At 58.3% G+C, this 22,343-nt stretch carries 23 protein-coding genes and 1 tRNA gene; 14 read left to right on the plus strand and 10 right to left on the minus strand.

Translation table 11 applies throughout. The features are described from left to right. Positions 1-62: 62 nt before the first annotated feature. Together gpt and fabI are read right to left on the minus strand one after the other, a co-directional pair. Positions 63-572 (minus strand): xanthine phosphoribosyltransferase, encoded by a 510-nt coding sequence (gene gpt, locus AC2FF7_RS06100; RefSeq protein ID WP_170354285.1) that lies wholly within the window; start codon positions 570-572, stop codon positions 63-65. A gap of 5 nt (positions 573-577) precedes the next feature. Then, on the minus strand, positions 578-1,384 hold the full coding sequence (gene fabI, locus AC2FF7_RS06105) for an enoyl-ACP reductase FabI (protein ID WP_170354284.1): 807 nt from the start codon (positions 1,382-1,384) through the stop codon (positions 578-580). Between the two features lie 136 nt (positions 1,385-1,520). On the opposite strand from fabI, the gene pdxH reads away from it, so the two are divergent. The 4 genes from pdxH (at position 1,521) to AC2FF7_RS06125 (ending at position 3,369) form a co-directional block, all read left to right on the plus strand. Then, positions 1,521-2,126 (plus strand): pyridoxamine 5'-phosphate oxidase, encoded by a 606-nt coding sequence (gene pdxH, locus AC2FF7_RS06110; protein ID WP_170354283.1) that lies wholly within the window; start codon positions 1,521-1,523, stop codon positions 2,124-2,126. A 142-nt stretch (positions 2,127-2,268) separates the two neighbouring features. Further along, positions 2,269-2,775 carry a cold-shock protein gene (locus tag AC2FF7_RS06115; protein ID WP_174821856.1) on the plus strand — a complete coding sequence of 169 codons (507 nt, stop codon included), beginning with the start codon at positions 2,269-2,271 and terminating at the stop codon, positions 2,773-2,775. Between the two features lie 6 nt (positions 2,776-2,781). Then, entirely contained in the window at positions 2,782-3,249 is a 468-nt protein-coding gene (locus tag AC2FF7_RS06120) for a DUF192 domain-containing protein (protein WP_480865622.1), read from the plus strand. Between the two features lie 43 nt (positions 3,250-3,292). After that, positions 3,293-3,369 (plus strand) — tRNA-Pro (locus tag AC2FF7_RS06125). A gap of 7 nt (positions 3,370-3,376) precedes the next feature. On the opposite strand, the gene AC2FF7_RS06130 is transcribed toward AC2FF7_RS06125, so the two are convergent. Then, positions 3,377-3,787, minus strand: a complete 411-nt coding sequence (locus tag AC2FF7_RS06130; RefSeq protein ID WP_353389949.1) for a hypothetical protein — start codon at positions 3,785-3,787, stop codon at positions 3,377-3,379. A gap of 559 nt (positions 3,788-4,346) precedes the next feature. Here AC2FF7_RS06130 and AC2FF7_RS06135 point away from each other — a divergent pair. Further along, positions 4,347-7,961: a vitamin B12-dependent ribonucleotide reductase gene (locus tag AC2FF7_RS06135; protein ID WP_496905372.1), complete on the plus strand. Its 3,615-nt coding sequence runs from the start codon at positions 4,347-4,349 to the stop codon at positions 7,959-7,961. Positions 7,962-8,261: 300 nt separating this feature from the next. Here AC2FF7_RS06135 and AC2FF7_RS06140 read toward each other — a convergent pair whose 3' ends face one another. Then, positions 8,262-9,806 (minus strand): trimethylamine methyltransferase family protein, encoded by a 1,545-nt coding sequence (locus tag AC2FF7_RS06140; RefSeq protein ID WP_480865620.1) that lies wholly within the window; start codon positions 9,804-9,806, stop codon positions 8,262-8,264. Positions 9,807-10,220: 414 nt separating this feature from the next. Here AC2FF7_RS06140 and AC2FF7_RS06145 point away from each other — a divergent pair, with 414 nt between their 5' ends. Further along, positions 10,221-10,739, plus strand: a complete 519-nt coding sequence (locus tag AC2FF7_RS06145; protein WP_480865619.1) for an outer membrane protein — start codon at positions 10,221-10,223, stop codon at positions 10,737-10,739. A 6-nt stretch (positions 10,740-10,745) separates the two neighbouring features. On the opposite strand, the gene AC2FF7_RS06150 is transcribed toward AC2FF7_RS06145, so the two are convergent. Next, the gene (locus AC2FF7_RS06150) at positions 10,746-11,933 is read right to left on the minus strand and encodes a pyridoxal phosphate-dependent aminotransferase (protein ID WP_480865618.1); all 1,188 of its coding nucleotides are present in this window, start codon (positions 11,931-11,933) and stop codon (positions 10,746-10,748) included. Positions 11,934-12,191: 258 nt separating this feature from the next. Here AC2FF7_RS06150 and cysS point away from each other — a divergent pair, with 258 nt between their 5' ends. From cysS to AC2FF7_RS06165, 3 genes are read left to right on the plus strand one after another with little or no spacing between them, the layout of a single operon-like run. Further along, positions 12,192-13,589: a cysteine--tRNA ligase gene (gene cysS, locus AC2FF7_RS06155; protein ID WP_496905373.1), complete on the plus strand. Its 1,398-nt coding sequence runs from the start codon at positions 12,192-12,194 to the stop codon at positions 13,587-13,589. Then, positions 13,589-15,223 (plus strand): citramalate synthase, encoded by a 1,635-nt coding sequence (gene cimA / locus AC2FF7_RS06160; RefSeq protein WP_496905374.1) that lies wholly within the window; start codon positions 13,589-13,591, stop codon positions 15,221-15,223. The genes cysS and cimA overlap by 1 nt, the downstream gene beginning before the upstream one ends. Beyond that, on the plus strand, positions 15,220-16,002 hold the full coding sequence (locus AC2FF7_RS06165) for a squalene/phytoene synthase family protein (RefSeq protein ID WP_480865615.1): 783 nt from the start codon (positions 15,220-15,222) through the stop codon (positions 16,000-16,002). The genes cimA and AC2FF7_RS06165 overlap by 4 nt, the downstream gene beginning before the upstream one ends. Positions 16,003-16,006: 4 nt before the next feature. Here AC2FF7_RS06165 and AC2FF7_RS06170 read toward each other — a convergent pair whose 3' ends face one another. Then, positions 16,007-17,233, minus strand: coding sequence for an MFS transporter (locus AC2FF7_RS06170; protein ID WP_496905375.1), 1,227 nt, complete (start codon positions 17,231-17,233; stop codon positions 16,007-16,009). 97 nt (positions 17,234-17,330) lie between these two features. On the opposite strand from AC2FF7_RS06170, the gene AC2FF7_RS06175 reads away from it, so the two are divergent. From AC2FF7_RS06175 to AC2FF7_RS06190, 4 genes are read left to right on the plus strand one after another with little or no spacing between them, the layout of a single operon-like run. Beyond that, positions 17,331-17,963 carry a DNA-3-methyladenine glycosylase family protein gene (locus tag AC2FF7_RS06175; RefSeq protein WP_480865614.1) on the plus strand — a complete coding sequence of 211 codons (633 nt, stop codon included), beginning with the start codon at positions 17,331-17,333 and terminating at the stop codon, positions 17,961-17,963. Next, positions 17,960-18,625, plus strand: a complete 666-nt coding sequence (locus tag AC2FF7_RS06180; protein WP_480865613.1) for an alpha/beta hydrolase — start codon at positions 17,960-17,962, stop codon at positions 18,623-18,625. The genes AC2FF7_RS06175 and AC2FF7_RS06180 overlap by 4 nt, the downstream gene beginning before the upstream one ends. Before the next feature lie 4 nt (positions 18,626-18,629). Then, on the plus strand, positions 18,630-19,124 hold the full coding sequence (locus tag AC2FF7_RS06185) for a GNAT family N-acetyltransferase (RefSeq protein ID WP_480865612.1): 495 nt from the start codon (positions 18,630-18,632) through the stop codon (positions 19,122-19,124). A 2-nt stretch (positions 19,125-19,126) separates the two neighbouring features. Then, entirely contained in the window at positions 19,127-19,429 is a 303-nt protein-coding gene (locus AC2FF7_RS06190) for a putative quinol monooxygenase (RefSeq protein WP_170354269.1), read from the plus strand. Here AC2FF7_RS06190 and AC2FF7_RS06195 read toward each other — a convergent pair whose 3' ends face one another. Together AC2FF7_RS06195 and AC2FF7_RS06200 are read right to left on the minus strand one after the other, a co-directional pair. Continuing rightward, positions 19,430-19,855, minus strand: a complete 426-nt coding sequence (locus AC2FF7_RS06195) for a VOC family protein (protein WP_353389917.1) — start codon at positions 19,853-19,855, stop codon at positions 19,430-19,432. A 31-nt stretch (positions 19,856-19,886) separates the two neighbouring features. After that, positions 19,887-20,492 (minus strand): pseudouridine synthase, encoded by a 606-nt coding sequence (locus AC2FF7_RS06200; RefSeq protein WP_480865610.1) that lies wholly within the window; start codon positions 20,490-20,492, stop codon positions 19,887-19,889. A 211-nt stretch (positions 20,493-20,703) separates the two neighbouring features. Here AC2FF7_RS06200 and AC2FF7_RS06205 point away from each other — a divergent pair, with 211 nt between their 5' ends. Continuing rightward, the gene (locus AC2FF7_RS06205; protein WP_170354266.1) at positions 20,704-21,291 is read left to right on the plus strand and encodes an HNH endonuclease; all 588 of its coding nucleotides are present in this window, start codon (positions 20,704-20,706) and stop codon (positions 21,289-21,291) included. Here the strand turns inward: AC2FF7_RS06205 and AC2FF7_RS06210 are convergent. Then, positions 21,261-21,746 (minus strand): disulfide bond formation protein B, encoded by a 486-nt coding sequence (locus AC2FF7_RS06210; RefSeq protein ID WP_480865609.1) that lies wholly within the window; start codon positions 21,744-21,746, stop codon positions 21,261-21,263. The genes AC2FF7_RS06205 and AC2FF7_RS06210 overlap by 31 nt on opposite strands. After that, positions 21,743-22,321, minus strand: coding sequence for a YqaA family protein (locus AC2FF7_RS06215; protein ID WP_170752970.1), 579 nt, complete (start codon positions 22,319-22,321; stop codon positions 21,743-21,745). Before AC2FF7_RS06215 ends, AC2FF7_RS06210 begins: the two co-directional genes overlap by 4 nt. Between the last annotated feature and the right edge of the window lie 22 nt (positions 22,322-22,343).

The following is a 22,343-nucleotide window of genomic DNA, read 5'->3' on the forward strand; positions in this document are numbered from 1 at the left end:
GGCTGCTGTTTGCGAGGCGTTGCCTCGCATTCCCAAGTATTTTCGGCGGAAAAGGCTACGGATCAGTCCGTGCCTCGATATGGCTCGACATATTGTAGGGCCATATCCCAAGGGAAGAAGATCCAGGTATCTTGGCTGACCTCGGTGATGAATGTATCCACCATCGGGCGGCCCTTGGGCTTAGCGTAAACGGTGGCAAAATGTGCGTTGGGGTACATCGCACGCACCAATTCCAGCGTTTTTCCACTGTCGACCAGATCGTCAACGATCAGCACGCCGGTACCATCGCCCATCAACTGAGCATCGGGGGCTTTCAAAACCTCCGCCTCGCCTTGTTCCTGGTGGTGGTAGGAGCGAACACTGATTGTATCGACGGTGCGTATATCAAGCTCGCGGCTGACGATCATAGCAGGCGCCATGCCGCCGCGGGTGATTGCGACCACAGCGCGCCACGCGCCGTCATCGGGGCCTTGCCCGTCCAGACGCCAGGCTAAAGCACGGGAATCACGGTGAATCTGATCCCAACTGATATGAAAGCCTTTTTCGTGGGGTAGGCGGTCTTTGGCGCTCATCGGTGTTAACCCTTCTCAACGTCTGGTGCATCGACGGCCTTCATACCGACAATATGATAGCCCGAATCCACGTGCAGGTTTTCACCGGTCACGCCACTGCTGAGGTCGGACAACAGGTACAAGGCCGAATTGCCAACATCGTCGATGGAGACATTGCGACGCAGGGGCGAGTTATACTCGTTCCACTTCATGATATAGCGGAAATCGCCGATGCCGCTGGCGGCCAGCGTCTTGATCGGGCCGGCCGAGATTGCGTTGACGCGGATACCGTCTTTGCCCAGATCTTCGGCAAGGTACTTGACCGACGCTTCCAGTGCCGCCTTGGCCACACCCATGACGTTATAATGCGGCATGACCTGCTCGGCCCCGTAATACGTCAGCGTGATCGCGCTGCCGCCGTCGGTCATCATCTTCTCGGCGCGTTGCATCACCGCTGTGAAAGAATAGACCGAAACGTCCATGGTGAGTTTGAAGTTGGCACGAGACGTATCCACGTACCGACCACGAAGCTCGTTCTTGTCCGAAAAGCCAATGGCGTGGACGACAAAGTCTAATTTGCCCCACTTTTCTTCAAGCGCCGCAAACAGCGCGTCAATCGACTCTTCGTCACTGACGTCGCAAGGCAGCACAATCTCACTTCCAAGCTGAGCGGCCAGAGGGTCAACTCGTTTCTTCAGCGCGTCGCCCTGATATGAGAATGCAAGATCGGCCCCCGCGTCGGACAATGCGCGGGCAATCCCCCATGCGATTGATTTGTCATTGGCCAGTCCCATGATGAGGCCGCGCTTGCCGGCCATCAACTGATTTGACATGTTCGGTTCTCCGCCTGTCCTTCGCATTATGTCTGGATGGTTTATGCCATCGGATGGCCTGCATCAAGGCCGTGTGCTCTTGCTCGTGGCGGGTTCTGGCCGTAGTGTGGTTAACAAGAGTTTCCAGGGGATGGAAATGAGTGAAAGAGACGGCATTTTTGCTGGCACCGATCCGTTTGAAATCGCGACTCGGTGGCTGGAGGACGCCAAGGGCAGTGAACCAAATGATCCTAATGCGATTGCCTTGGCGACCGTAGACTCTGAAGGGTTGCCCAATGTGCGGATGGTCCTTCTCAAAGAGATCGAGCGGGATGCGTTTGTGTTTTATACAAACTATGAAAGTGCAAAGGCAGCAGAGCTGGACAGCGCTGGCAAGGCAGCTTTCGTGATGCATTGGAAATCTTTGCGGCGTCAAATCCGAGTTCGTGGTACAATTACGCGTGAAACCGGGCCGCAGGCTGACGAGTACTATGCGTCCCGCTCACTCAAAAGTCGTCTTGGGGCCTGGGCTTCGAAACAGTCACGCCCCCTGAGCAGCCGATCGGCCTTGATGGCTGAAGTTGCAAAAGTTACGGCAAAACTGGGTCCGAACCCTCCGCGTCCGCCGTTTTGGGGCGGATACAGGCTGGAACCAAACGAAATAGAATTCTGGGCCGACGGTGCGTTTCGGCTGCATGACAGGTTCCAATGGCGGCGCGATCAAGCGGGCTCTGGGTGGCAAGTGCAAAGGTTGAATCCATGACTTTCGCGTATCGTGAAATGCAACACTCAGAGATCAAAGGGTTTTTTCGGCTTGAATTTGTGTGCCAATCCCATACACATCGGACCCTTAACAAATTGAAAAAACTCGCGATGGAAACACCGTGCCAGAAGATCTGAACAACATGTACCGCGTTCGCGGGCACGTAAAATGGTTCGACCCCGCCAAAGGTTACGGGTTCGTCGTGTCTGACGAAGGCGGTCCTGATATTCTGTTGCATGTGAACGTGTTGCGCAATTTCGGTCAAAGTTCGGTGGCTGATGGCGCCGGGATCGAGATCATGACGCATCGCACGGATCGGGGTGTCCAGGCAGTTGAAGTGATTAGCGTTGATCCGCCTGCGCGAGCCGACTCGATGTTGTTGGCGGACTTCGCGGAACTTGACCCGGTTGAGATCGCCCAAGCCCCACTTGAGGCGGCACGGGTAAAATGGTTCGACAAAGGCAAGGGATTCGGTTTTGCCAACGTCTTTGGTCGCGGTGAGGATGTGTTTCTGCATATCGAGGTATTGCGTCGGTCAGGTTTGGCCGACCTTCAACCCGGAGAAGCGCTTGCGATGCGTGTCATTGATGGAAAACGCGGACGTATGGCGGCTCAGGTCATGGCCTGGGAAGCGGCGCTGGACGACTGAATCACCATGAAAGGGCGGCTGGCGGTTCTGACGACTATTGCAGTTCTTTGGACGAGTTCAGCGTTTGCCGCATGCAGCCCGGACCGGGTCACACTAAAAAATGACAAATCCCAGGTCAGTTTCGATATCGAGCTGGCTGTAAGCCCTCAGGAAAGAGCGCAGGGTCTTATGTTCCGCGAGTCTTTGCCCCAACGGGCAGGGATGATGTTTATTTTCGATCCGCCTCAGCCCGTCGCGTTCTGGATGAAAAACACGCTGATTCCATTGGATATGATTTTTTTGGATCGCAGTGGGTCGGTCGTACATGTCCACAGCAACGCCATTCCTGGCGACCTGACTCCGATTGAGGGGGGAGATTCGGTCTATGCGGTCTTGGAAATCAATGCAGGGCTGGCCGAACGTTACCTGATCACGCCCGGAACTCAGATGCGGCACGAAGTTTTTTCACAAGGTCCTGCAATTTGGCCCTGTTAGGGCTTTTCAAATCAGAACAGCGCGTTTAGGAAGGCGCACGGTCCGGGGCGTGGCGCAGTCTGGTAGCGCACCTGTTTTGGGTACAGGGGGTCGTAGGTTCGAATCCTGCCGCCCCGACCACTTCTTCTTACAATGTTGGTGATCCACCCATTGCCTGGTAGAGCGCACTTAGCGCTTTATCCAGAGTCTTGCTTTCGACTGGCACCTGCACAGGCGGGCCTGTCCTTTGGGGGACATTAAAAAACACCTCGGCATCGATCCGATAACCAGCAGTGTTTTTGGTCGATGTCAGGCGCATGACACTTTGAGGCAAGTCCTGCGGATATCCCTCGTAGTTGAGAATCAGATAAGCAGTCGTGTCCGGAGGCAAAAGCTCGGTGCATTCAAACACTTGATTCCCGACCCGTTCGAACTGCTCTCCTGGACCGCTACAGCTGACTTCAAACGTATCGAACAGACGCTTTGGATAGTCTTGAAACTGCGCGCTGCGGGTTGGAGTGGGCACATCTTGTGCTGTGCACGCCACGATCAGGCCCATTAGGGATAGGATTCCAAGCCTCGGTATCAATTCCTGTATCCTCGATCTGTCGTTTGTCGCGGTATGCCCGGATGTGCTTGTCCGATATGGGCCGTGCTGATTCTGTTTCAGTTTAAATACCTTAACGTAGGTTTATCAAATGCCGATAACTGTGCCGGAAATCACAGTTAATTGCGCGTTAGATTTAGTCGGCGGCTGACCAATACCGGTGGATGAACTTGTGGAGGAATCGGGAAACACCTCGTTTCACGAAGGCGTTACAATCCGGTCAACAAAAAAGATTTCAAAAATGACGGAAAAATGACGTTGACGATCTATGGCTGAATACGTCAGATTGTATGGGCCGAATGTGGTGCCACTAAATCTGGTAGAAAAACCGGTGTTGGGCACAGGGCGAGGGTCGGAAAGCACATAATAGTAACGTGCAGCCGTTTGGACGGGTTTGCGCTGCCGCGGGTAGCGCAGGGTTCGTTGCGCCCGAATTTTTTGGCAGGTGGGCGATCCTTGATTTGGGGGTCAATCACTAAGGGACAAGTTGATTGAATCTAGGGCGGCGGACATGCAGATTGACAGGAAATTCACTAAATCGGGACAAGATGCCTACGCGGATTTGGACTTTGTGTCCGCAACGTCTGAGATTCGGAATCCTGATGGCACGATAGTCTTCCGGCTGGAAGATATCGAAGTGCCGTCAAGCTGGAGTCAGGTGGCCAGTGACGTCATCGCTCAGAAATACTTCCGCAAAGCCGGTGTGCCCACCAAGCTGAAGAAAGTTAAGGAAAAAGACGTGCCCGAATTCCTGTGGCGCTCGGTCCCGGCCGAGGGTGCAGAATTCGACGGAGAAACGTCTTCGAAACAGGTGTTCGATCGACTGGCTGGTGCCTGGGCTTATTGGGGCTGGAAGGGTGGCTATTTCTCGACCGAGGAAGACGCACGCGCCTACTTTGACGAGATGCGCTATATGCTGGCTACCCAACGCGCCGCGCCGAACTCGCCACAGTGGTTCAATACGGGCCTTCACTGGGCTTACGGTATCGACGGTCCTGCGCAGGGTCACCACTATGTCGACTATAAAACCGGCAAACTGACCAAGTCGAAATCCGCTTACGAACATCCGCAGCCGCACGCGTGCTTCATCCAGTCTGTCGATGATGATCTGGTCAACGAAGGCGGCATTATGGATCTGTGGGTGCGCGAGGCGCGCCTGTTTAAATATGGCTCGGGCACCGGGACCAACTTCAGCCATCTGCGGGCTGAGGGCGAAGCGCTGTCGGGTGGCGGCAAGTCTTCGGGCCTGATGGGCTTTCTCAAGATCGGCGACCGCGCCGCTGGCGCGATCAAATCAGGCGGAACAACCCGTCGAGCAGCAAAGATGGTAATCGTCGATGCAGATCATCCCGATATCGAGCAATTCATCGAATGGAAGGTGATCGAAGAGCAAAAGGTGGCCTCGATCGTTGCCGGATCGAAGATGCACGAGAAGATGCTGAACGGCATTTTCGAGGCCATCCGCTCTTGGGACGGCGCCGCCGATGACGCCTATGATCCGAACAAGAATGACAGCCTGAAAATGGCTGTGCGCGAGGCCAAAAAGGTCGCAATCCCCGAGACTTACATCAAGCGCGTGCTGGATTACGCGCGGCAAGGCCACGACAGCATCGAATTCCCGACCTATGACACGGACTGGGATTCGGAAGCTTACAGCTCCGTCTCGGGCCAAAACTCCAACAACTCGATCCGCGTGACCAACGCGTTCCTGACCGCCGTCGAAAAAGACGCCGATTGGGAGCTGATCAACCGCACCGATGGTAAGGTCGCCAAGACCGTCAAGGCCCGCGATCTGTGGGAAAAGGTCGGTCACGCTGCATGGGCCTGTGCCGATCCGGGCATCCAGTTCCATGACACCGTTAACGAGTGGCACACATGCCCGGAAGACGGCGAGATTCGCGGATCGAACCCGTGCTCGGAATACATGTTCCTCGATGACACGGCCTGTAACTTAGCGTCGATGAACCTGCTGACCTTCCTCAAGGATGGTGAGTTCCAGGCGGCGGACTATATGCACGCTTCGCGCCTGTGGACCCTGACGCTGGAAATCTCGGTGACGATGGCGCAGTTCCCGTCGAAGGAAATCGCGCAACTGTCTTACGATTTCCGTACCTTGGGCCTGGGCTACGCGAATATCGGCGGTCTGTTGATGAACATGGGCTACAGCTATGACTCGGATGAGGGTCGGGCGATCTGCGGCGCGCTGACCGCGATCATGACTGGTGTGGCCTATGCGACTTCGGCGGAAATTGCCGGTGAGCTGGGTGCTTTCAAAGGCTATGAGCGCAATGCCGACCACATGCTGCGCGTCATCCGCAACCACCGCCGTGCGTCGCAGGGTGTCACGACCGGCTATGAGAAACTGGCCGTGAAGCCGGTGCCTCTGGACCATGGCAACTGCCCGGACAAGCGTTTGATCGACTTGGCCATGTCGGCTTGGGATGAGGCGCTAAGCCTCGGCGAAAAGAACGGGTATCGCAACGCGCAGGCTACTGTGATCGCACCGACCGGCACCATTGGTCTGGTTATGGATTGCGACACCACAGGGATTGAGCCGGACTTTGCGCTGGTTAAGTTTAAAAAGCTTGCGGGCGGCGGTTACTTCAAGATCATCAACCGTTCGGTGCCTTCGGCGCTGGAGAAGCTGGGTTATTCCTCGTCTCAGATCGAAGAGATCGTGGGCTACGCGGTAGGTCATGGCACCATCGGCAACGCGCCGGGGATCAACCATACCTCACTGACTGGCCACGGCTTTGGCCCGAATGAGCTGGCGAAAGTGGACGCTGCGCTGGAAAGCGCGTTCGACATCCGGTTCGTCTTCAACCAGTGGACACTGGGCGAGGATTTCTGCACCGGCGTTCTGGGCATCCCGGCCACCAAGCTGAATGACCCGACTTTCGACCTTCTGCGTCATTTGGGTTTCACCCGCGCGGATATCGAAGCGGCGAATGATCACGTCTGCGGAACCATGACGCTGGAAGGCGCGCCGCACCTGAAAGAGGAACACTATTCCATCTTCGATTGCGCCAACCCGTGCGGCAAGAAAGGTAAGCGTTTCCTTGGGGTTGATAGCCACATCACCATGATGGCGGCGGCGCAGAGCTTCATCTCGGGTGCGATTTCCAAGACGATCAACATGCCGAACGACGCGACCATCGAAGACTGTCAGAAGGCATATGAGTTGTCGTGGTCGCTGGGTGTGAAGGCGAACGCGCTGTACCGCGACGGCTCGAAACTGTCTCAGCCTCTGGCCGCTGCATTGGTTGAGGATGATGATGAGGCCGCCGAGGTTCTGGAAAGCGGCACACCGGCCGAAAAAGCTGCCGTGCTGGCCGAGAAGGTCATCGAGAAGGTCGTCGTCAAGGAAATCGTCCGCTCGCACCGCGAAAAGATGCCCGAGCGTCGGAAGGGTTATACTCAGAAAGCCATCGTGGGCGGCCACAAGGTCTATCTGCGGACGGGTGAATATTCGGACGGCTCGCTGGGCGAAATTTTCATCGACATGCACAAGGAAGGCGCTGGCTTCCGGGCCATGATGAACAACTTTGCCATCGCGGTCTCGGTCGGCCTGCAATACGGCGTTCCGCTGGAAGAGTTCGTGGACGCCTTTACCTTCACCAAGTTCGAACCGGCGGGGATGGTGCAGGGTAACGACTCGATCAAGAACGCGACGTCGATCCTAGACTACATCTTCCGCGAGCTGGCCGTCAGCTATCTGGACCGCACTGATTTGGCCCATGTGAAGCCCGAAGGCGCGACCTTTGACGATATCGGCCGGGGCGAGGAAGAGGGTGTCTCGAACGTATCGGAAATCAGTGAAACAGCGGCCTCCAAGTCATTGGAAGTATTGAAGCAAATCAGCTCGACCGGGTATCTGCGCAAGCGGTTGCCGCAGGATCTGGCCGTGTTCACACCGCAAGCAGATGCGACCGGGATGGCGGAACCTGCCGCCGTGTTCGAAGCGCCTGCTGAAACTGCAGTGGCGACCGGCATGGACGCCCGCACCAAAGCCAAGATGCAAGGGTACGAGGGCGATCCCTGCGGTGAATGCGGAAACTACACATTGGTGCGCAACGGCACCTGCATGAAATGCAACACCTGCGGTGCGACCAGCGGGTGTAGCTAAGGCAAACGCCCCGTCAGGCGGGGTGTAGGGACCTGGGCTTTCCCCCGAATGCCCGGTCCCGACGAATACGGAAGAAGGCGCCGAGACTTACCGACGATGCCTTTTTCCACTCGGCCGACATGCCCGTGTCGGCCGGGAACAGGGTGGGGCGGAATATTGCTCTTTCCCACTCTCTCACGGGACGGGTGCGCTCGTCCCATGCGCAGTCCAGGCCGCAGGCAAAAAAACACCGGGCGGTCAACGATATGAGCCTGGATGGCGAAACTTAAAGGGGGCCTCGGCCCCCTTTTTTTCCTACACTTACGTTGGCAAGTGAATGTTGAATTTCTCGCGAAGGGCCGCGTCCAGCATGGGATCGAACCGTGCGGGTGACGGCGTGGACAAGATTTCCTCTTTCCGGGCCGTGGCCTTGGCGATCAGATCAGGCTTGTCCAATTCGGCCCATTCTTTGGGAGACGTGCGGTCGCCATAAGTCGGATACACGTAATCCGCTTGCATTCGGCTTAGCGTTGCATCGGTGCCGAGGTAATGGCCCGGGCCGCCCATGCAGACTTCGGCGATCTGGTCGAGCGCCAGCGTTTCATCCGTGACTTCGATCCCACGAACACAGCGCTGCGCCTGTCCTATAATGTCATCCCCTAGGATCAGGCTTTCAAAACAGAAACCCAGCAATGAGGCGTGCATTCCAGCGGCCTCGTACACCATATTCACGCCAGACAATCCCGCCATGACATTCGAGCACATCTGCTCCCAGCCGGCCTGCATATCTGGCATTTTCGAGTCCGATGCGCCGGCCGCCGCGCCGCCGGGAAGATCATAGAACTGGTGCATTTGTCCGCACCCGGCAGTCAGCAGGGCTTGCTCGCCCGAGCCTATGGACATAGCGCCGGTTCGCAGGTCCAACCCAAAGGGCCAGGTGCCAAAAACTGCAGGTGCGCCTGGGCTTACGGCATTTACATAAACCAGTCCGGCCAGGCATTCGGCGGTGGCCTGTGTGATTGCGCCCGCGATGGTCGAGGGGGCCGTCGCACCGGCCATACCTGCGGACAACATTAGTACAGGCATTCCAGCCTTGATACACTCCTCCATCACTTCGCAACTTTCGGTGGCGAATTTCATCGGAGGAACAACGAAACAGTTCGAGTTCGATACAAATGGTCGCTCGCGCCACTTATCCTCTCCGCCCGCGATCATGTGCAACATCTCAACCGCTGGGGCGACATGGCTGGGCTCTGTGAACGACGTGCCGATGTGTTTGAACGTGCCAGAACAGGCGGCATACACGGTGTTCAGGTCCATCTCCATGTTATCCGTGATGTCACGACACACCATAGGGCGTTGAACGAAATGGATATTATCCAGTTGCTGACAAATCCGCGCTGCATCGTGCAGGTCTTGAACGGTCGAGTCCCGATACTCCCGACCATGGACGTCGACCATGCTGACAGCAGCGCCCGCGGTGCCATAGTGGACGCGCGTGCCCGACAGATCGAGATCCATCTGCCCATCACGGCTGTGCAGGGTCACGGAACGATTGGCATTGGCAATCGTGTCTTCGACCAGCGCCCGCGGAAAGCGAATGCGCCCGTCGTCGCCCAAGGTGCATCCAGCGCCGACCAGATAGTCAATCCCGCTTTGCGGCGCGTCCGCAAGCCCGATCGTTTCAAGCGCGGTCAGCGCGGCCTCGTGTATCTGTTCAACCTGCCGAGGGGTGAGCGGTTTCAGTGTTCCGCCTTCAAGGCCAGGGCGAACGGGGCGCAAGTGGTCGGGAAGGGCCGAGGCACGGGCCGCGCGACGTGCGGCACGGCCGCCGCTGCGAGAGGAGGTACGGGATTGGTCGTTCATATCAAAGTCCGATTGGTGAGTTGCGAGTGGTCTAAGGGCGGTTCAATCCCGGACTGGTCGCCCTCGGGCCGCGCGACCACGATCCGCACCGATGGTGCGGCTGATCAGCCGGATCTTCCAAACGTCACTGTGCATGAGGCTCCTCACCTTGTGGCATGCAGTGTTCCAAGTTGGGTCGCCTCATTCTGTTCTGTTTGCGACTTCGATGACCAAAAGCGAAACAAACCTGAGTTTTTCGGCACATAGATTACCTTAGGTAAAGAAATTACCCGTTTGATCCGGAAATCTGTTATACTTCGGTCACTTATTTAGCAGCAATTCGTGATCTCAATTGATTTTTAACGATTGGCTTCCAGTTGTATGGCACTCTGAAAAGAATACTCGAATGTTTTGATGAAAGGCTTTTGTAGTCTAATGAACCATCTGCTGCCCATCATTGTCGCGATGACACTGACCGGCACCATCTCGGCTTTCGCCGAGGATTGGAGCGGGGCTTATGCAGGATTCAGCTTTGGTTATGCGGATGCAGATGGCCGGAACGGCGCAAGCGGTAGTGATTCTAGCTTCGGTCCTCATGTCGGGTATGACCACGATTTTGGGAATTTCGTTCTGGGAGGCGAGCTTGAGTATAATCGGCTGTCTTTGAATCTGGGCCAGAACGAAGGTAGCCTAGACGGCATGACCCGCGTGAAACTGCGTGGCGGGTACGATTTCGGATCTGCGCTTGGGTATGTAGTTGTGGGAGCCGCACGAGTAGATTCGTCGGTCGAAAATGACACGGCTGCGGTCTACGGAATCGGTGTTGCCTATCCGGTCACCGATAGATTTGTCATCAGTGGTGAGGCTTTGCGTCAGAACTTTGACGACGTGACCCGTTCCGAAGGCGGCCTCGATTCCAACGTGTTCAATTTGAGAACGACCTTTCGGTTCTGACCACGGCTACTCTGCTGCATTCTGGTCAGCCAACTCTTTCGCGAAATCACATATGGTTTTTAAAGCAGACGCAAAGCGCACGTCTTCGATTGTCATGGCCACGCGAATATGTCCTTTAGCAGCAGTGCCAAAACTTTCACCAGGCATCACTGCGATTCGACGTTTATCCAACAATGCATTTGCGAACTCTAAACCACTGAGGCCGGTCGCTCGCACGTCCAGCATCAGGTACATCGCGCCTTGCGCGGGCACTAAACCGACTGTGGTCTGCGCGCTCAGAATTTCGACTGCCAGCGTCCGTCTGCGGCGAAACGGAGCCGCGATGCTGTTTTCAAGTTCATCTCCGGCGGTCAGCGCAAAATGAGCCGCGTCCTGAACGAAGCCGGGTACGCCGTAGGTCGTGTGTGTGGCCAATGTGATCAGATAAGAGATCACTTTTTCAGGTCCGACGACCCACCCGCATCGAGAGCCCGTCATGGCATGCGATTTGGACATTGAGCCAACGACCAAAGTGCGGTCCGCCATATCAGGCAGGCTGCGGGGCGAGATGTGCGCTCCATCCCAAACCTGCGTGTCGTAAACTTCGTCGGAAATCAGCCACAGGTCGCGTTTACGGCAGACATCGGCCAGGCCCTCGAGGGTCTGGCGGGAATACACGACCCCGGTAGGGTTGTTTGGCGTATTGATGAGCAACGAAACCGCACCGTCAGAGGCGGCTTCGATCTGCTGGGGGTCTGGCTGAAAGGCTGCCTTGGCTGTGGTTTGAACCGCCCGGTCGATGGCGCCGGCGCCGCGGATCGTTCCAGGGTAGGTGGCATAGTACGGGTCCAGGTACAGGCCAACATCACCCGGATCGCAAACCGCCATATGGGCCGCGAACAGAGCCGATTGACCGCCGGGTGTAATCAATACGTTGTTACGTGTGGTGGGAACACCGGTTCGCGTTTGAACGCGCGCAGCTACTGTATCGCGCAGCAGATCCGTACCGGGCACCAATGCGTATCCCGTGTGGCCTTGTCGGGCGGACAGATTCATCGCACGCAGAATTGACGGGTCTGTGCGGATATCATGTTCCCCAATGGTCAGTTCGGTGATCGCAAGGCCTTCGGTTATCATTCGTCGGGCGCGGTAGAATACGTCCCACCCGTCGCCGTCGCCTCTGGTCAATTGCTTAATACGCCGTGACAGTTTCATGATGCGCCTCTGCCTGTTTTGTAGCCGAAAGGGCCAGAGCGTTTTGTGAATGTCAATTTGAGGCAGCGTGAAAACAGGGGCTTGGCGGAACAATGCCCGCATGATAACCAAACTCTATGAAACTGACGTTCTGCATCATTACCTGCTGCATTTCCTGCTGATTTATCAAGCGGGCCAGTTTCTTTCGTTTTCATCCCTGAGACAAGTTGCTAAGCCCGCGCCAACGCGAGACGCCACGCCGTTCTTAGGAGCCGACCGATGACCACGATCAAACTGCACAACACAAGGACCCGGACGAAAGAGGATTTCGTGCCGATCAGTGCTGACAACGTGCGGATGTATGTCTGTGGTCCGACGGTTTATGACCGCGCCCATCTGGGCAATGCGCGGCCCGTAGTGGTGTTTGACGTGCTCTATCGGTTGCTGCGCCACACCTATGGCGCGGATCACGTAACCTATGTGCGCAATTTCACCGACGTGGATGACAAGATCAACGCGACTGCTCTGGCTCGGCAGAAAGCGGGTGCAGCGGGCACGTTGGAGCAGCTTGTGCAGGAACGCTCGGACGAGACGATCGGCTGGTACCTGCATGACATGGGCGCTTTGGGCGCGCTGGAGCCCAACGAGATGCCGCGCGCGACGCAGTATATTGGCCAGATGATAGCCATGATCGAGGACTTGATCGCCAAAGGCCACGCCTATGCAGCCGAGGGGCATGTTCTGTTTGCTGTGGACAGCTGGAAGGCTAAATACGGCGCGCTGTCTGGTCGTTCGGTCGATGACATGATCGCCGGGGCGCGGGTCGAGGTTGCGCCTTACAAGAAAAACCCGATGGATTTCGTGCTTTGGAAACCGTCGAGTGACGAGTTGCCGGGCTGGGACAGCCCGTGGGGACGGGGACGTCCGGGATGGCATATCGAATGCTCGGCCATGAGCTATGAACTGTTGGGCGAAAGCTTCGATATTCACGGCGGCGGAAATGACCTGATGTTCCCGCATCATGAGAATGAGATCGCCCAAAGCTGCTGCGCCCATCCCGAGGGCGAGTTCGCGCGGGTTTGGCTGCACAATGAGATGCTGCAGGTCGAGGGTAAGAAGATGTCCAAATCGCTGGGCAATTTCTTCACCGTCCACGACCTGCTGGATCGGGGTGTGCCGGGTGAAGTGATCCGGTTTGTGTTCCTGCAAACGCATTACCGCAAGCCGATGGACTGGACCGAGAAAAAGGCGCGCGAAGCCGAGGCGACGTTGCGCAAGTGGCGGGCGCTGACAGCGGGCTTCGAGCCCGCCGCCAGCGCGGCCCCCTCGGTGATCGCCGCGCTGGGTGATGACCTCAACACGGCGGGGGCTGTCGCGGAACTCCACCGTCTGGCGGCAGAGGGTGACGCAGCGGGCCTGTTGGCCAGTGCGCAAGTTCTGGGGTTGTTGGAGCCTGAAATGGGCGCTTGGGCCGATACGGGCTCGGCAGATCTTTCTGGTCATGCGGCGCGTCTGGCCGAGGCGCGGGCGCAGGCGATGCAAAGCAAGGACTTCTCGGAAGTGGACCGGTTGAAGGCGGCCTATGTCGCAGCAGGGCTGGAAGTGAGGATGAGCAAGGACGGTGTGGAGCTGGTGCCCGGGGCCGGGTTTGACGCTGCCAAGCTGGAGGGTGTGTGATGTCGAAGGAACGGCTTTATCTATACGACACCACCCTGCGCGACGGGCAGCAGACCCAGGGTGTGCAGTTCTCGACTGCTGAAAAGGTGCAGATTGCCAAGGCTCTGGACGAGTTGGGCGTGGACTATATCGAGGGCGGTTGGCCCGGTGCAAACCCCACCGACAGCGCGTTTTTCGAGGTTGCGCCAAAGACCTCGGCCCGGTTGACGGCCTTTGGTATGACCAAACGGTCGGGCCGGTCGGCCGAGAATGATGATGTGCTGGCCGCCGTGATGAATGCTGGCACGCAGGCCGTCTGTCTGGTGGGCAAGTCCCATGACTACCACGTGACCCACGCGTTGGGGACCACGCTGGAAGAGAATGTCGAGAATGTCCGCGCCTCAGTCGCGCATATCGTGGCGCAGGGGCGCGAGGCACTGTTTGACGCCGAGCATTTCTTTGACGGCTACAAGGACAATCCCGCCTATGCGGTTCAGGTCTGTCGGGCCGCGCTGGACGCAGGCGCGCGTTGGGTTGTTCTGTGCGACACGAATGGCGGCGCGCTGCCAGCCGAGGTGTCGCGCATTGTGACCGAAGTGATCGCCGCAGGTCTGCCGGGCGATCGTTTGGGTATTCATACGCACAATGACACCGAAAACGCAGTCGCCTGTTCCCTTGCAGCTGTGGATGCAGGCGCGCGACAGATACAGGGCACGCTGAACGGGCTGGGCGAGCGGTGTGGCAATGCGAACCTGACCGCTTTGATCCCGACCTTGTTGCTGAAAGAACCCTATGCATCGAACTTTGATATAGGCGTCACCACACAGGCGCTGGCCGGTCTGACGCGGATCAGCCGGATGCTGGATGACATCCTGAACCGGGTGCCCAGCAAACAATCGGCCTATGTGGGGGCCTCGGCCTTTGCGCATAAGGCGGGGCTGCACGCCAGCGCGATCCTCAAGGATCCCTCGACCTATGAGCATGTAGATCCGGGGGCAGTCGGCAATGCGCGGATCATCCCGATGTCAAATCAGGCTGGGCAATCGAACCTGCGCAAGCGCCTGACCGAGGCGGGGCTGTCGGTGGAAAAAGCCGACCCTGCGTTGGGGCGCATCCTTGACCGGATCAAACAGCGCGAGGCCGAGGGCTATTCTTATGACACCGCACAGGCCAGTTTTGAACTGCTGGCGCGGGATGAGTTGGGGCAACTGCCCGAGTTCTTTGAGGTCAAGCGGTACAAAGTGACCGTTGAACGGCGCAAGAACAAGTACAACAAGATGGTCAGCCTGTCCGAAGCCGTGGTCGTGGTGAAAGTCGACGGCGAAAAGAAGCTATCGGTCAGTGAGTCTCTGGATGAGGATGGCAGCGATCGCGGACCGGTGAACGCGCTTGCCAAGGCGCTGGCGAAAGATCTGGGGCAATATTCGCAGGTTCTGGCGGATATGCGGCTGGTGGATTTCAAGGTGCGCATCACCCAAGGCGGGACCGAGGCTGTGACCCGCGTCATCATCGACAGCGAAGACGGGCAGGGGCGGCGCTGGTCGACCGTGGGCGTCAGTGCGAACATAGTCGATGCCTCGTTCGAGGCTCTGCTGGATGCGATCCAGTGGAAACTGGTGCGTGATTGCGGGCCGCAGGCGGTGGTGGCCGAGTGAGCGTTGCCTTCGACGATGACGTAAAGGCCTGCGCCGCACTTGTGCATCGCGCTGATCCGGATCGGTTCATGGCGGTGATGGCGGCTCCGGTTGCGGTGCGACCCAAGCTCTTTCCGATTTACGCACTAAATGCCGAGGTGGCGCGCGCGCCGTGGGTCACGCAAGAGACGATGATCGCCGAAATGCGTCTGCAATGGTGGCGCGATGCGTTGCAGGAAATTGCCGAAAGTGGAACTGTGCGCCGCCACGAGGTTGTAACGCCCTTGTCCCGTGTGCTGTCGCCTCATCTGGCCGCGCAACTGGATGAGTATGTGGCTGTAAGGCGTTGGGATATATATCGTGATCCGTTCGAAGATCAGGCCCATTTCGACACCTATCTGGACCAGAGCGCAGGTAGCCTAATGGTTGCTTCTGCGCAGGTTCTGGGGCTAGCGGATGAGGGAGTTTTGCGCGACTTCGGCTATGCGGTTGGCGTGGCGAATTGGTTGCGCGCGATCCCCGAGCTCGAGGCACGCGGGCGCATTCCATTGTTGGACGGCACACCTGACGGGGTGCGGGCGCTGGCGCAAGCAGGGTTGGACCGGTTGCGGCGGGCGCGGGCGAATGCGGCGATGGTGTCGGCACAGGCACGTCCGGCGCTGTATTCCGGGTGGCAAGCCGAATGGGTGCTGCGTCGCGCCATTGCCAAACCGGATCGTGTGGCTGCCGGGGATATGGCGCAGGGGGAAATGCGGCGCAGGTTGTCCCTGATGTGGACGGCCGCGCGGGGGCACTGGTAGGCGATCAGGCGGCCTCGGGTTCCGTGGGCTTCAACACCAGCCACAACAGCGCGCCACCGGCCAAGGTCAACAGAGGGATCATGGCAAGGCTCACCGCCGTCCACCCCTCGACCGCCGAACCGCCCGAGCAGTTCATCAACCCGCCCGAAGCAAGCGAGGCAAAGGTTACGCCGCCGAACACCAGCAGGTCATTCAGGCCCTGCATCCGCCCGCGTTCATTCACGTCATGGGCAGAGGCCAGCATCGTAGTGGCCCCGATAAAGCCAAAGTTCCAACCGATACCCAGCAGGATCAGCGCGATGAAGAAATTGCCAAGCTCGACCCCTTGCAGGGCGACCACTCCGGCTGCGCCCAGAATGGCAAGGCCAAGGGCTACGATTCTCTCGACTCCGAAGCGGGCGATCAACTGACCGGTGAAAAAGCTGGGGATATACATGGCCAGAACATGCCCAGTCACCACATCGGCCGCGTCATTGGCCGAATAGCCGCAGCCGACAACCGCCAGCGGGGTTGAGGTCATGACAAGGTTCATCAGCGCATATGACACCATCGCGCAGATGATCGCGACCGCGATGCGCGGGGTTTTCAACATCTCAAGCCGGGTGCGACCTTTGGGTGCGCCCTCTGCCATTTTTGCCGGGGTCGGGATGTCGAGAAAGAAGAACAGGACAGAGCCGATCACATTCACCGCAATCACCGCCATATAGGTGCCGAGGAACGGGATCACATAGGCGGTTGAGGTCAGCTTGACGATCTGTGGCCCGATGATCGCCGCCGCAAGCCCTCCAGCCATGACATAGGAAATCGCTTTGGGGCGGAAAGCGTCCGAGGCCGTATCGGCGGCGGCAAAGCGGTAAAAGCCGTGTGCGCTCATATAGATACCGGTCAACAGGCTGCCTAGCAGAAAGATGGGGAATGACCCCAGATACAGGCCGTAAGCCCCGACCAGACCGCCAAGCGCACCTGCGGTTGCACCCACCAAAAAGCCAACGCGCCGTCCCCAGCGCTGCATGATGGCCGAGATCGGCGTGGCCGCCAGCATCGAGCCCAGCACGATCAGTGAGATCGGAAGGGTCGCCAGACAGGCATTGGTCGCCAGCGACTCGCCCGCCAAGCCGCCGACGATAAAGATCATCGGCATCTGTGCGCCCAGCACCGCTTGCGCGGCCACCAGAACGGCGACGTTGCGTTTGGCCTGGCTGTCATCGGGGGTAGTGGCGGTCATCGTCATGCGCTCATGGGTATCCGCGAAAAGCATGTCGCACAAGCGGGTTGCATATGCGTCAAAGCAGCCTAACGTGTGCGCAATCAAACAGCCTGAGGCCCGCATGTCCGTCGGACGTATCATCGAAACCAACGACTGTGTGCGTGAGGGGGCCGAGTGGCTGGGCAATGCCTGCCCGCGCATGGCCTATGCGCTGGATCAGGTGGGACCGTTGCCCCTGCGTCGCAAGCCTGACGGGTTCGCGCAACTGCTCAGCGCGATTGTCAGCCAGCAGGTCAGCGTGGCCTCGGCCAATGCGATCTGGAAACGGTTGCAGGACGCGAAACTGACCGGCCCGCGCAAGATCATGTGGGCCACGGATGATGACCTGCGCGCCGTTGGGCTGAGCCGTCAGAAAATTCGCTATGCCCGCGCGCTGGCCGAGGCGCGTATTGATTACAAGGTGTTACGCGATCTTCCTGACGCGGAGGTGGTCGCCGTTCTGACCGAAGTTCCCGGCATCGGGGTCTGGACCGCCGAGATCTACGCCATGTTCTCGCTGGGCCGCGCCGATGTGATCGCACCGGGCGATCTGGCGCTGCAAGAGGCCGCGCGTATCCTCTACGATCTGCCCAAGCGCCCGACCGACAAAGAATTACGGCAGATGGCCGACGCTTGGTCGCCCTGGCGGTCGGTTGCGGCGCGGGTGTTGTGGGCCTATTACCGGGTGGCAAAGGAACGAGAAGGGATCAGATGACTCGAGTATTGAATGCGCTCCGAAAAGAGCCTGTTTCGGGCGACACGCGCTCGGTCGTGGTGTTTGTGCATGGCTATGGCGCCAACGGGGCCGATCTGCTGGGGCTGGCCGAACCACTGGGTGAGCATCTACCCGACACGCTGTTCGTGGCGCCCGACGCGCCCGAGCAAATCCCTGGTATGCCCAACGGATTTCAATGGTTCCCGATCCCGTGGATCGACGGCTCGTCCGAAGAAGAGGCGCGCCGCGGGATGGAGATGGCGGTCGAGGATTTCAACGCCTTCCTTGACGCGCTGATGGTGGATGAGGACGTGCTGCCCGAACAGGTGGTGCTGTTCGGCTTCAGTCAGGGCACGATGATGAGCCTGCACGTGGCCCCGCGCCGCGAAGACCCGGTAGCTGGGATCGTCGCCTTCTCGGGCCGGTTGCTAGAGCCTGATCTGCTGCCCGATGAGACGGTCAGTCGGATGCCGATCCTTCTGGTGCATGGAGACGCTGATGATGTGGTGCCGCCGCAATCGCTGCCTGAGGCGGCCGAGGCGCTGCAGGCTGCCGATTTCAAAGAGGTTTACGCCCATATCATGAAGGGCACCGGCCACGGTATCGCGCCTGATGGCCTGAGCGTGGCGTTGGCCTTCATGCGTGACAAGCTGAGCCTTTGATCCAATGATCGCAGTCCGGCCAATGATGCCCGAGGATGTGGCAGCCGCGTGCCGGATCCTCAACCAGATTATCGAGATCGGGGGGACGACTGCGTTCGAGATCCCGTTCTCTGAGGCACTTTTTGCGCAAAGTTACCTGGAAGGGCCGGACAAGATTTGTTGTCATGTTACGCTGGACCGTGATGGCGAGGTGGCCGGTTTTCAGTGGCTGGGATCGCATGCAGAATTGCCTGACGACTGCGCCGATATCGCCACTTTTGCGCGCCGCGATCCGGTTCTGAAAGGTGTTGGGCGCGCGCTGTTTGCCGAAACCTCGAAACATGCGGCGGCTTTGGGGTTCAGCGCGATCAATGCCACGATCCGGGCAGATAACCGGCAAGGGCTGAGTTACTACGACAAGATGGGTTTTCTGGACTACTCGGTCGCTTATGGCGTTCCCCTTCGTGACGGCACACCGGTTGATCGGATTTCCAAACGGTTTGAACTGAGAAAGGGTTAGGAATGCTAGTCGTTACTGGAACGGTTGAGGTCGCGCCGGAAGGCATTGAACAGGCGGCAAAAGCCGCGCAGGAAATGGTGGCGGAAACGGTGAAAGAACAAGGCTGTAACATCTACGAATTCAGCCAGGTTCTTGGGCATTCCAACCGCTTCCGAGTGTACGAAGAGTGGGAAAGCCAAGCTGCGCTTGAGGCGCATATGGCCACGCCGCATATGGCCGTGTTTCAGGATGCTTTGGGTGAGGTTGGGGTCACATCCGCAGATATTTACCGCATCGTAGGCGGCGAAAAACAGCCGCTTCGGTGATCAATTCCAAAGGTGGGGTTCTGTGAACTCCACCGAGTTGCCCGCCGGATCGCGCACGTAAAGCGAGTGCGCACCGTTCGGCCAATCGAACTCGGCATCCAGGGGTACGTTCCAGTCCAGCAGGTGTTTGCGCATCACCGCGATCTGGTCGCGGGGCATGGACAGGCAGACATGGCCCGGTCCGCGCGCTCCATGAGGGGGCACGGGCAGGTCGGGGTTCAGTGGCGGTTTCTCGGTCTCGTCAGCGTTGAAGATCAGCAGAACCGTCGCACCCACGCGATAGAACACATGCCGGTCGGTGACCCGCTGGATTTTTTCAAGTGCCAGAACCTCACCATAGAATTGTTCGGCCACGTCAAGGTCATCGACGTACAAAGCGGCCTCAAGAATGCCCTGCGGGGTGGGGATATCCGACGTGATTTTCATGGCCTAAGCCTATCACAAACGGAGTTTTTTGTCACCGACGGGGTCGGCGGTCACGTTTACGCTGTGGTGCCGCGTTGATCGCGGGTTCGGGCAGGCTGTCCCATTGGCCGGGATCCAACCCGTCCAGCGTCCAGTCGCCAATCCGGGAGCGGATCAGGCGCAGGGTCGGGTGGCCTACAGCCGCCGTCATGCGCCGAACCTGCCGGTTCTTGCCTTCGCGCAGGGTCAGTACGATCCAGCAATCGGGCACTGTCTGACGTTCGCGGATCGGAGGGGTGCGCGGCCAAAGACCATCGGGTTCATCCATCATCCGGGCCTTGGCGGGGCGGGTCACGCCATCTTTCAACTCAACCCCGTCGCGCAGCGCCTTTAGCGCGGCGGCATCGGGCAGCCCTTCGACCTGTACCCAGTAGGTTTTGGCCATCTTGTGCTTAGGGTCGGCGATATGCGCCTGCAGCCGCCCATTGTCGGTCAGCAGCATCAGCCCTTCGCTGTCACGGTCCAACCGCCCGGCAGGATAGACGCCCGGTAGGTCGATGAAATCCGACAGGGTGCTGCGCGGTGTGTCCGCGTTCGCCCGGTCGGTAAATTGCGGCAGCACGTCGAAGGGTTTGTTGAATCGAATAAACCAGCTCATGGCCTTCGCCATAGCGCGGCGGATACTGTCGTGCAACCTGTGGATAACTGTCATGTGCCTGTTACGCAGGCAGCTTACCCATTCCCCGAGATATTGTGGATACTCAGGGCTTGTCAGAGTTTTAACACGATATATAGTTAACTTAAGGCCGGGGCGGGTGTTCCCCGCTCTGATGTCAAACGGGCAGAGCAGAGCGAGGAGCGATTCTGATATGGACGCAGACTTCAGGACCGAATTTGTCAGGGAACCCGGTGCGCTAAAGCATCATCCGGCACTGGTTTTGAACGCCGATTATCGCCCTTTGTCTTACTATCCACTGTCCCTTTGGCCATGGCAGGAGGCTGTGAAGGCCGCCTGGCTGGATCGGGTGGACATTGTGGCCGAGTATGACGAGGTTGTCCGAAGCCCCAGCACTGAAATCCGAATACCGTCGGTTGTTGTGCTGAAAGACTATGTAAAACCCAGAAAGCGCGTGGCCTTCACGCGCTTTAATTTATTTCTAAGGGATGAATTCCGCTGCCAGTATTGCGGCAGCCGGGGGGATCTGACGTTTGACCACGTGGTGCCGCGTGCCGCAGGCGGAGTGACCAGCTGGCAGAACGTGGTGGCGGCGTGCAGCCCTTGCAACCTGCGCAAAGGGTCGAAATCGCTGCGGCAGGCAGGAATGACCCTGCGCAAGCCGCCGCGCCAGCCCGATGCTGAAGCCTTGCGCAATGTCGGGCGGAAGTTCCCGCCCAATCACCTGCATGACAGCTGGATCGACTTTCTTTACTGGGATGCCGAGCTGGACGAGTTCTGACGCCAGGCCAGCATCCAGAATACAATCAGCACAGTCGAGATTACGCCGTTCCAGGCGGCCATGGACAATCCAAACATCTCCCACGGGATGTCATCGCAGCGTACAAGGGGCGCGGTCATGATCTGGTCGAACAGGTCCTGAGTCGATAGTCCTCCGATATCACCGGAAGTGCAGCTTGAGGGGCCTTCCCACCACCCTTGCTCGACCCCGGCGTGGAAAAAGCCGATAGCCGCAGTGGACAGCGCAGCTAGTGCTCCGACGAGGGGCAAAAAGTTCAAACACGGCAGCGCCAGAGCCAACGCGCCTACAACAAAAGCTACGGCATGAGGATAGCGCTGCCAAATGCACATTTTGCAAGGTGCCATACCGCCAAGGTATTGAAATGCCCACGCCCCCAGCAGCAACGCGCCAGAGCCGCCGGCAGCGACCAAAATCAGTTGAGCTCTTCGTGTCATATGTATTTCACCACAAGAAAGCCGCCGAACAGCAGGATTATGAACAACGTGAACATCAGGCCCAGTCGCTTTTCGATGAAGGCGCGGATCGGCTCTCCAAAGCCCCACAAAAGACCGGCTACAATGAAAAAGCGCAATGCACGAGCCAGAATCGACGTCGCAATGAATGTGCCCAGAGGCATGCCGGTCCAGCCCGACATGATGGTGATGACCTTGTAGGGAAACGGGGTCACGCCCGCCGCCAGCACAGCCCAGAACCCGAAATCGTTGAAACGGGTGTTGAATTCCTCCATCGCGTGAGCCTTGCCCATGGATTCGAGGATGGGCTGACCGAGGCTTTCATAGAAAAACGCCCCAATCGCGTATCCAAGCAACCCACCGAGCACCGAAGCGACCAACGCAACTGTCGCGATCAACCACGCGCGTGACGGTCGCGCCAGGATCATCGGAATCATCAGCACATCGGGCGGAATCGGAAAGAACGAGCTTTCAATAAAGGCCACTACGGCCAATGCCCACAAAGCGTGCGGGTGTTCGGCCAGACGAATAGTCCAGTCATAGAGTGATCGTATCATTCGGCGCCAAAATCCCGGTCAA

Source organism: Ruegeria sp. YTSC325, assembly GCF_059609525.1.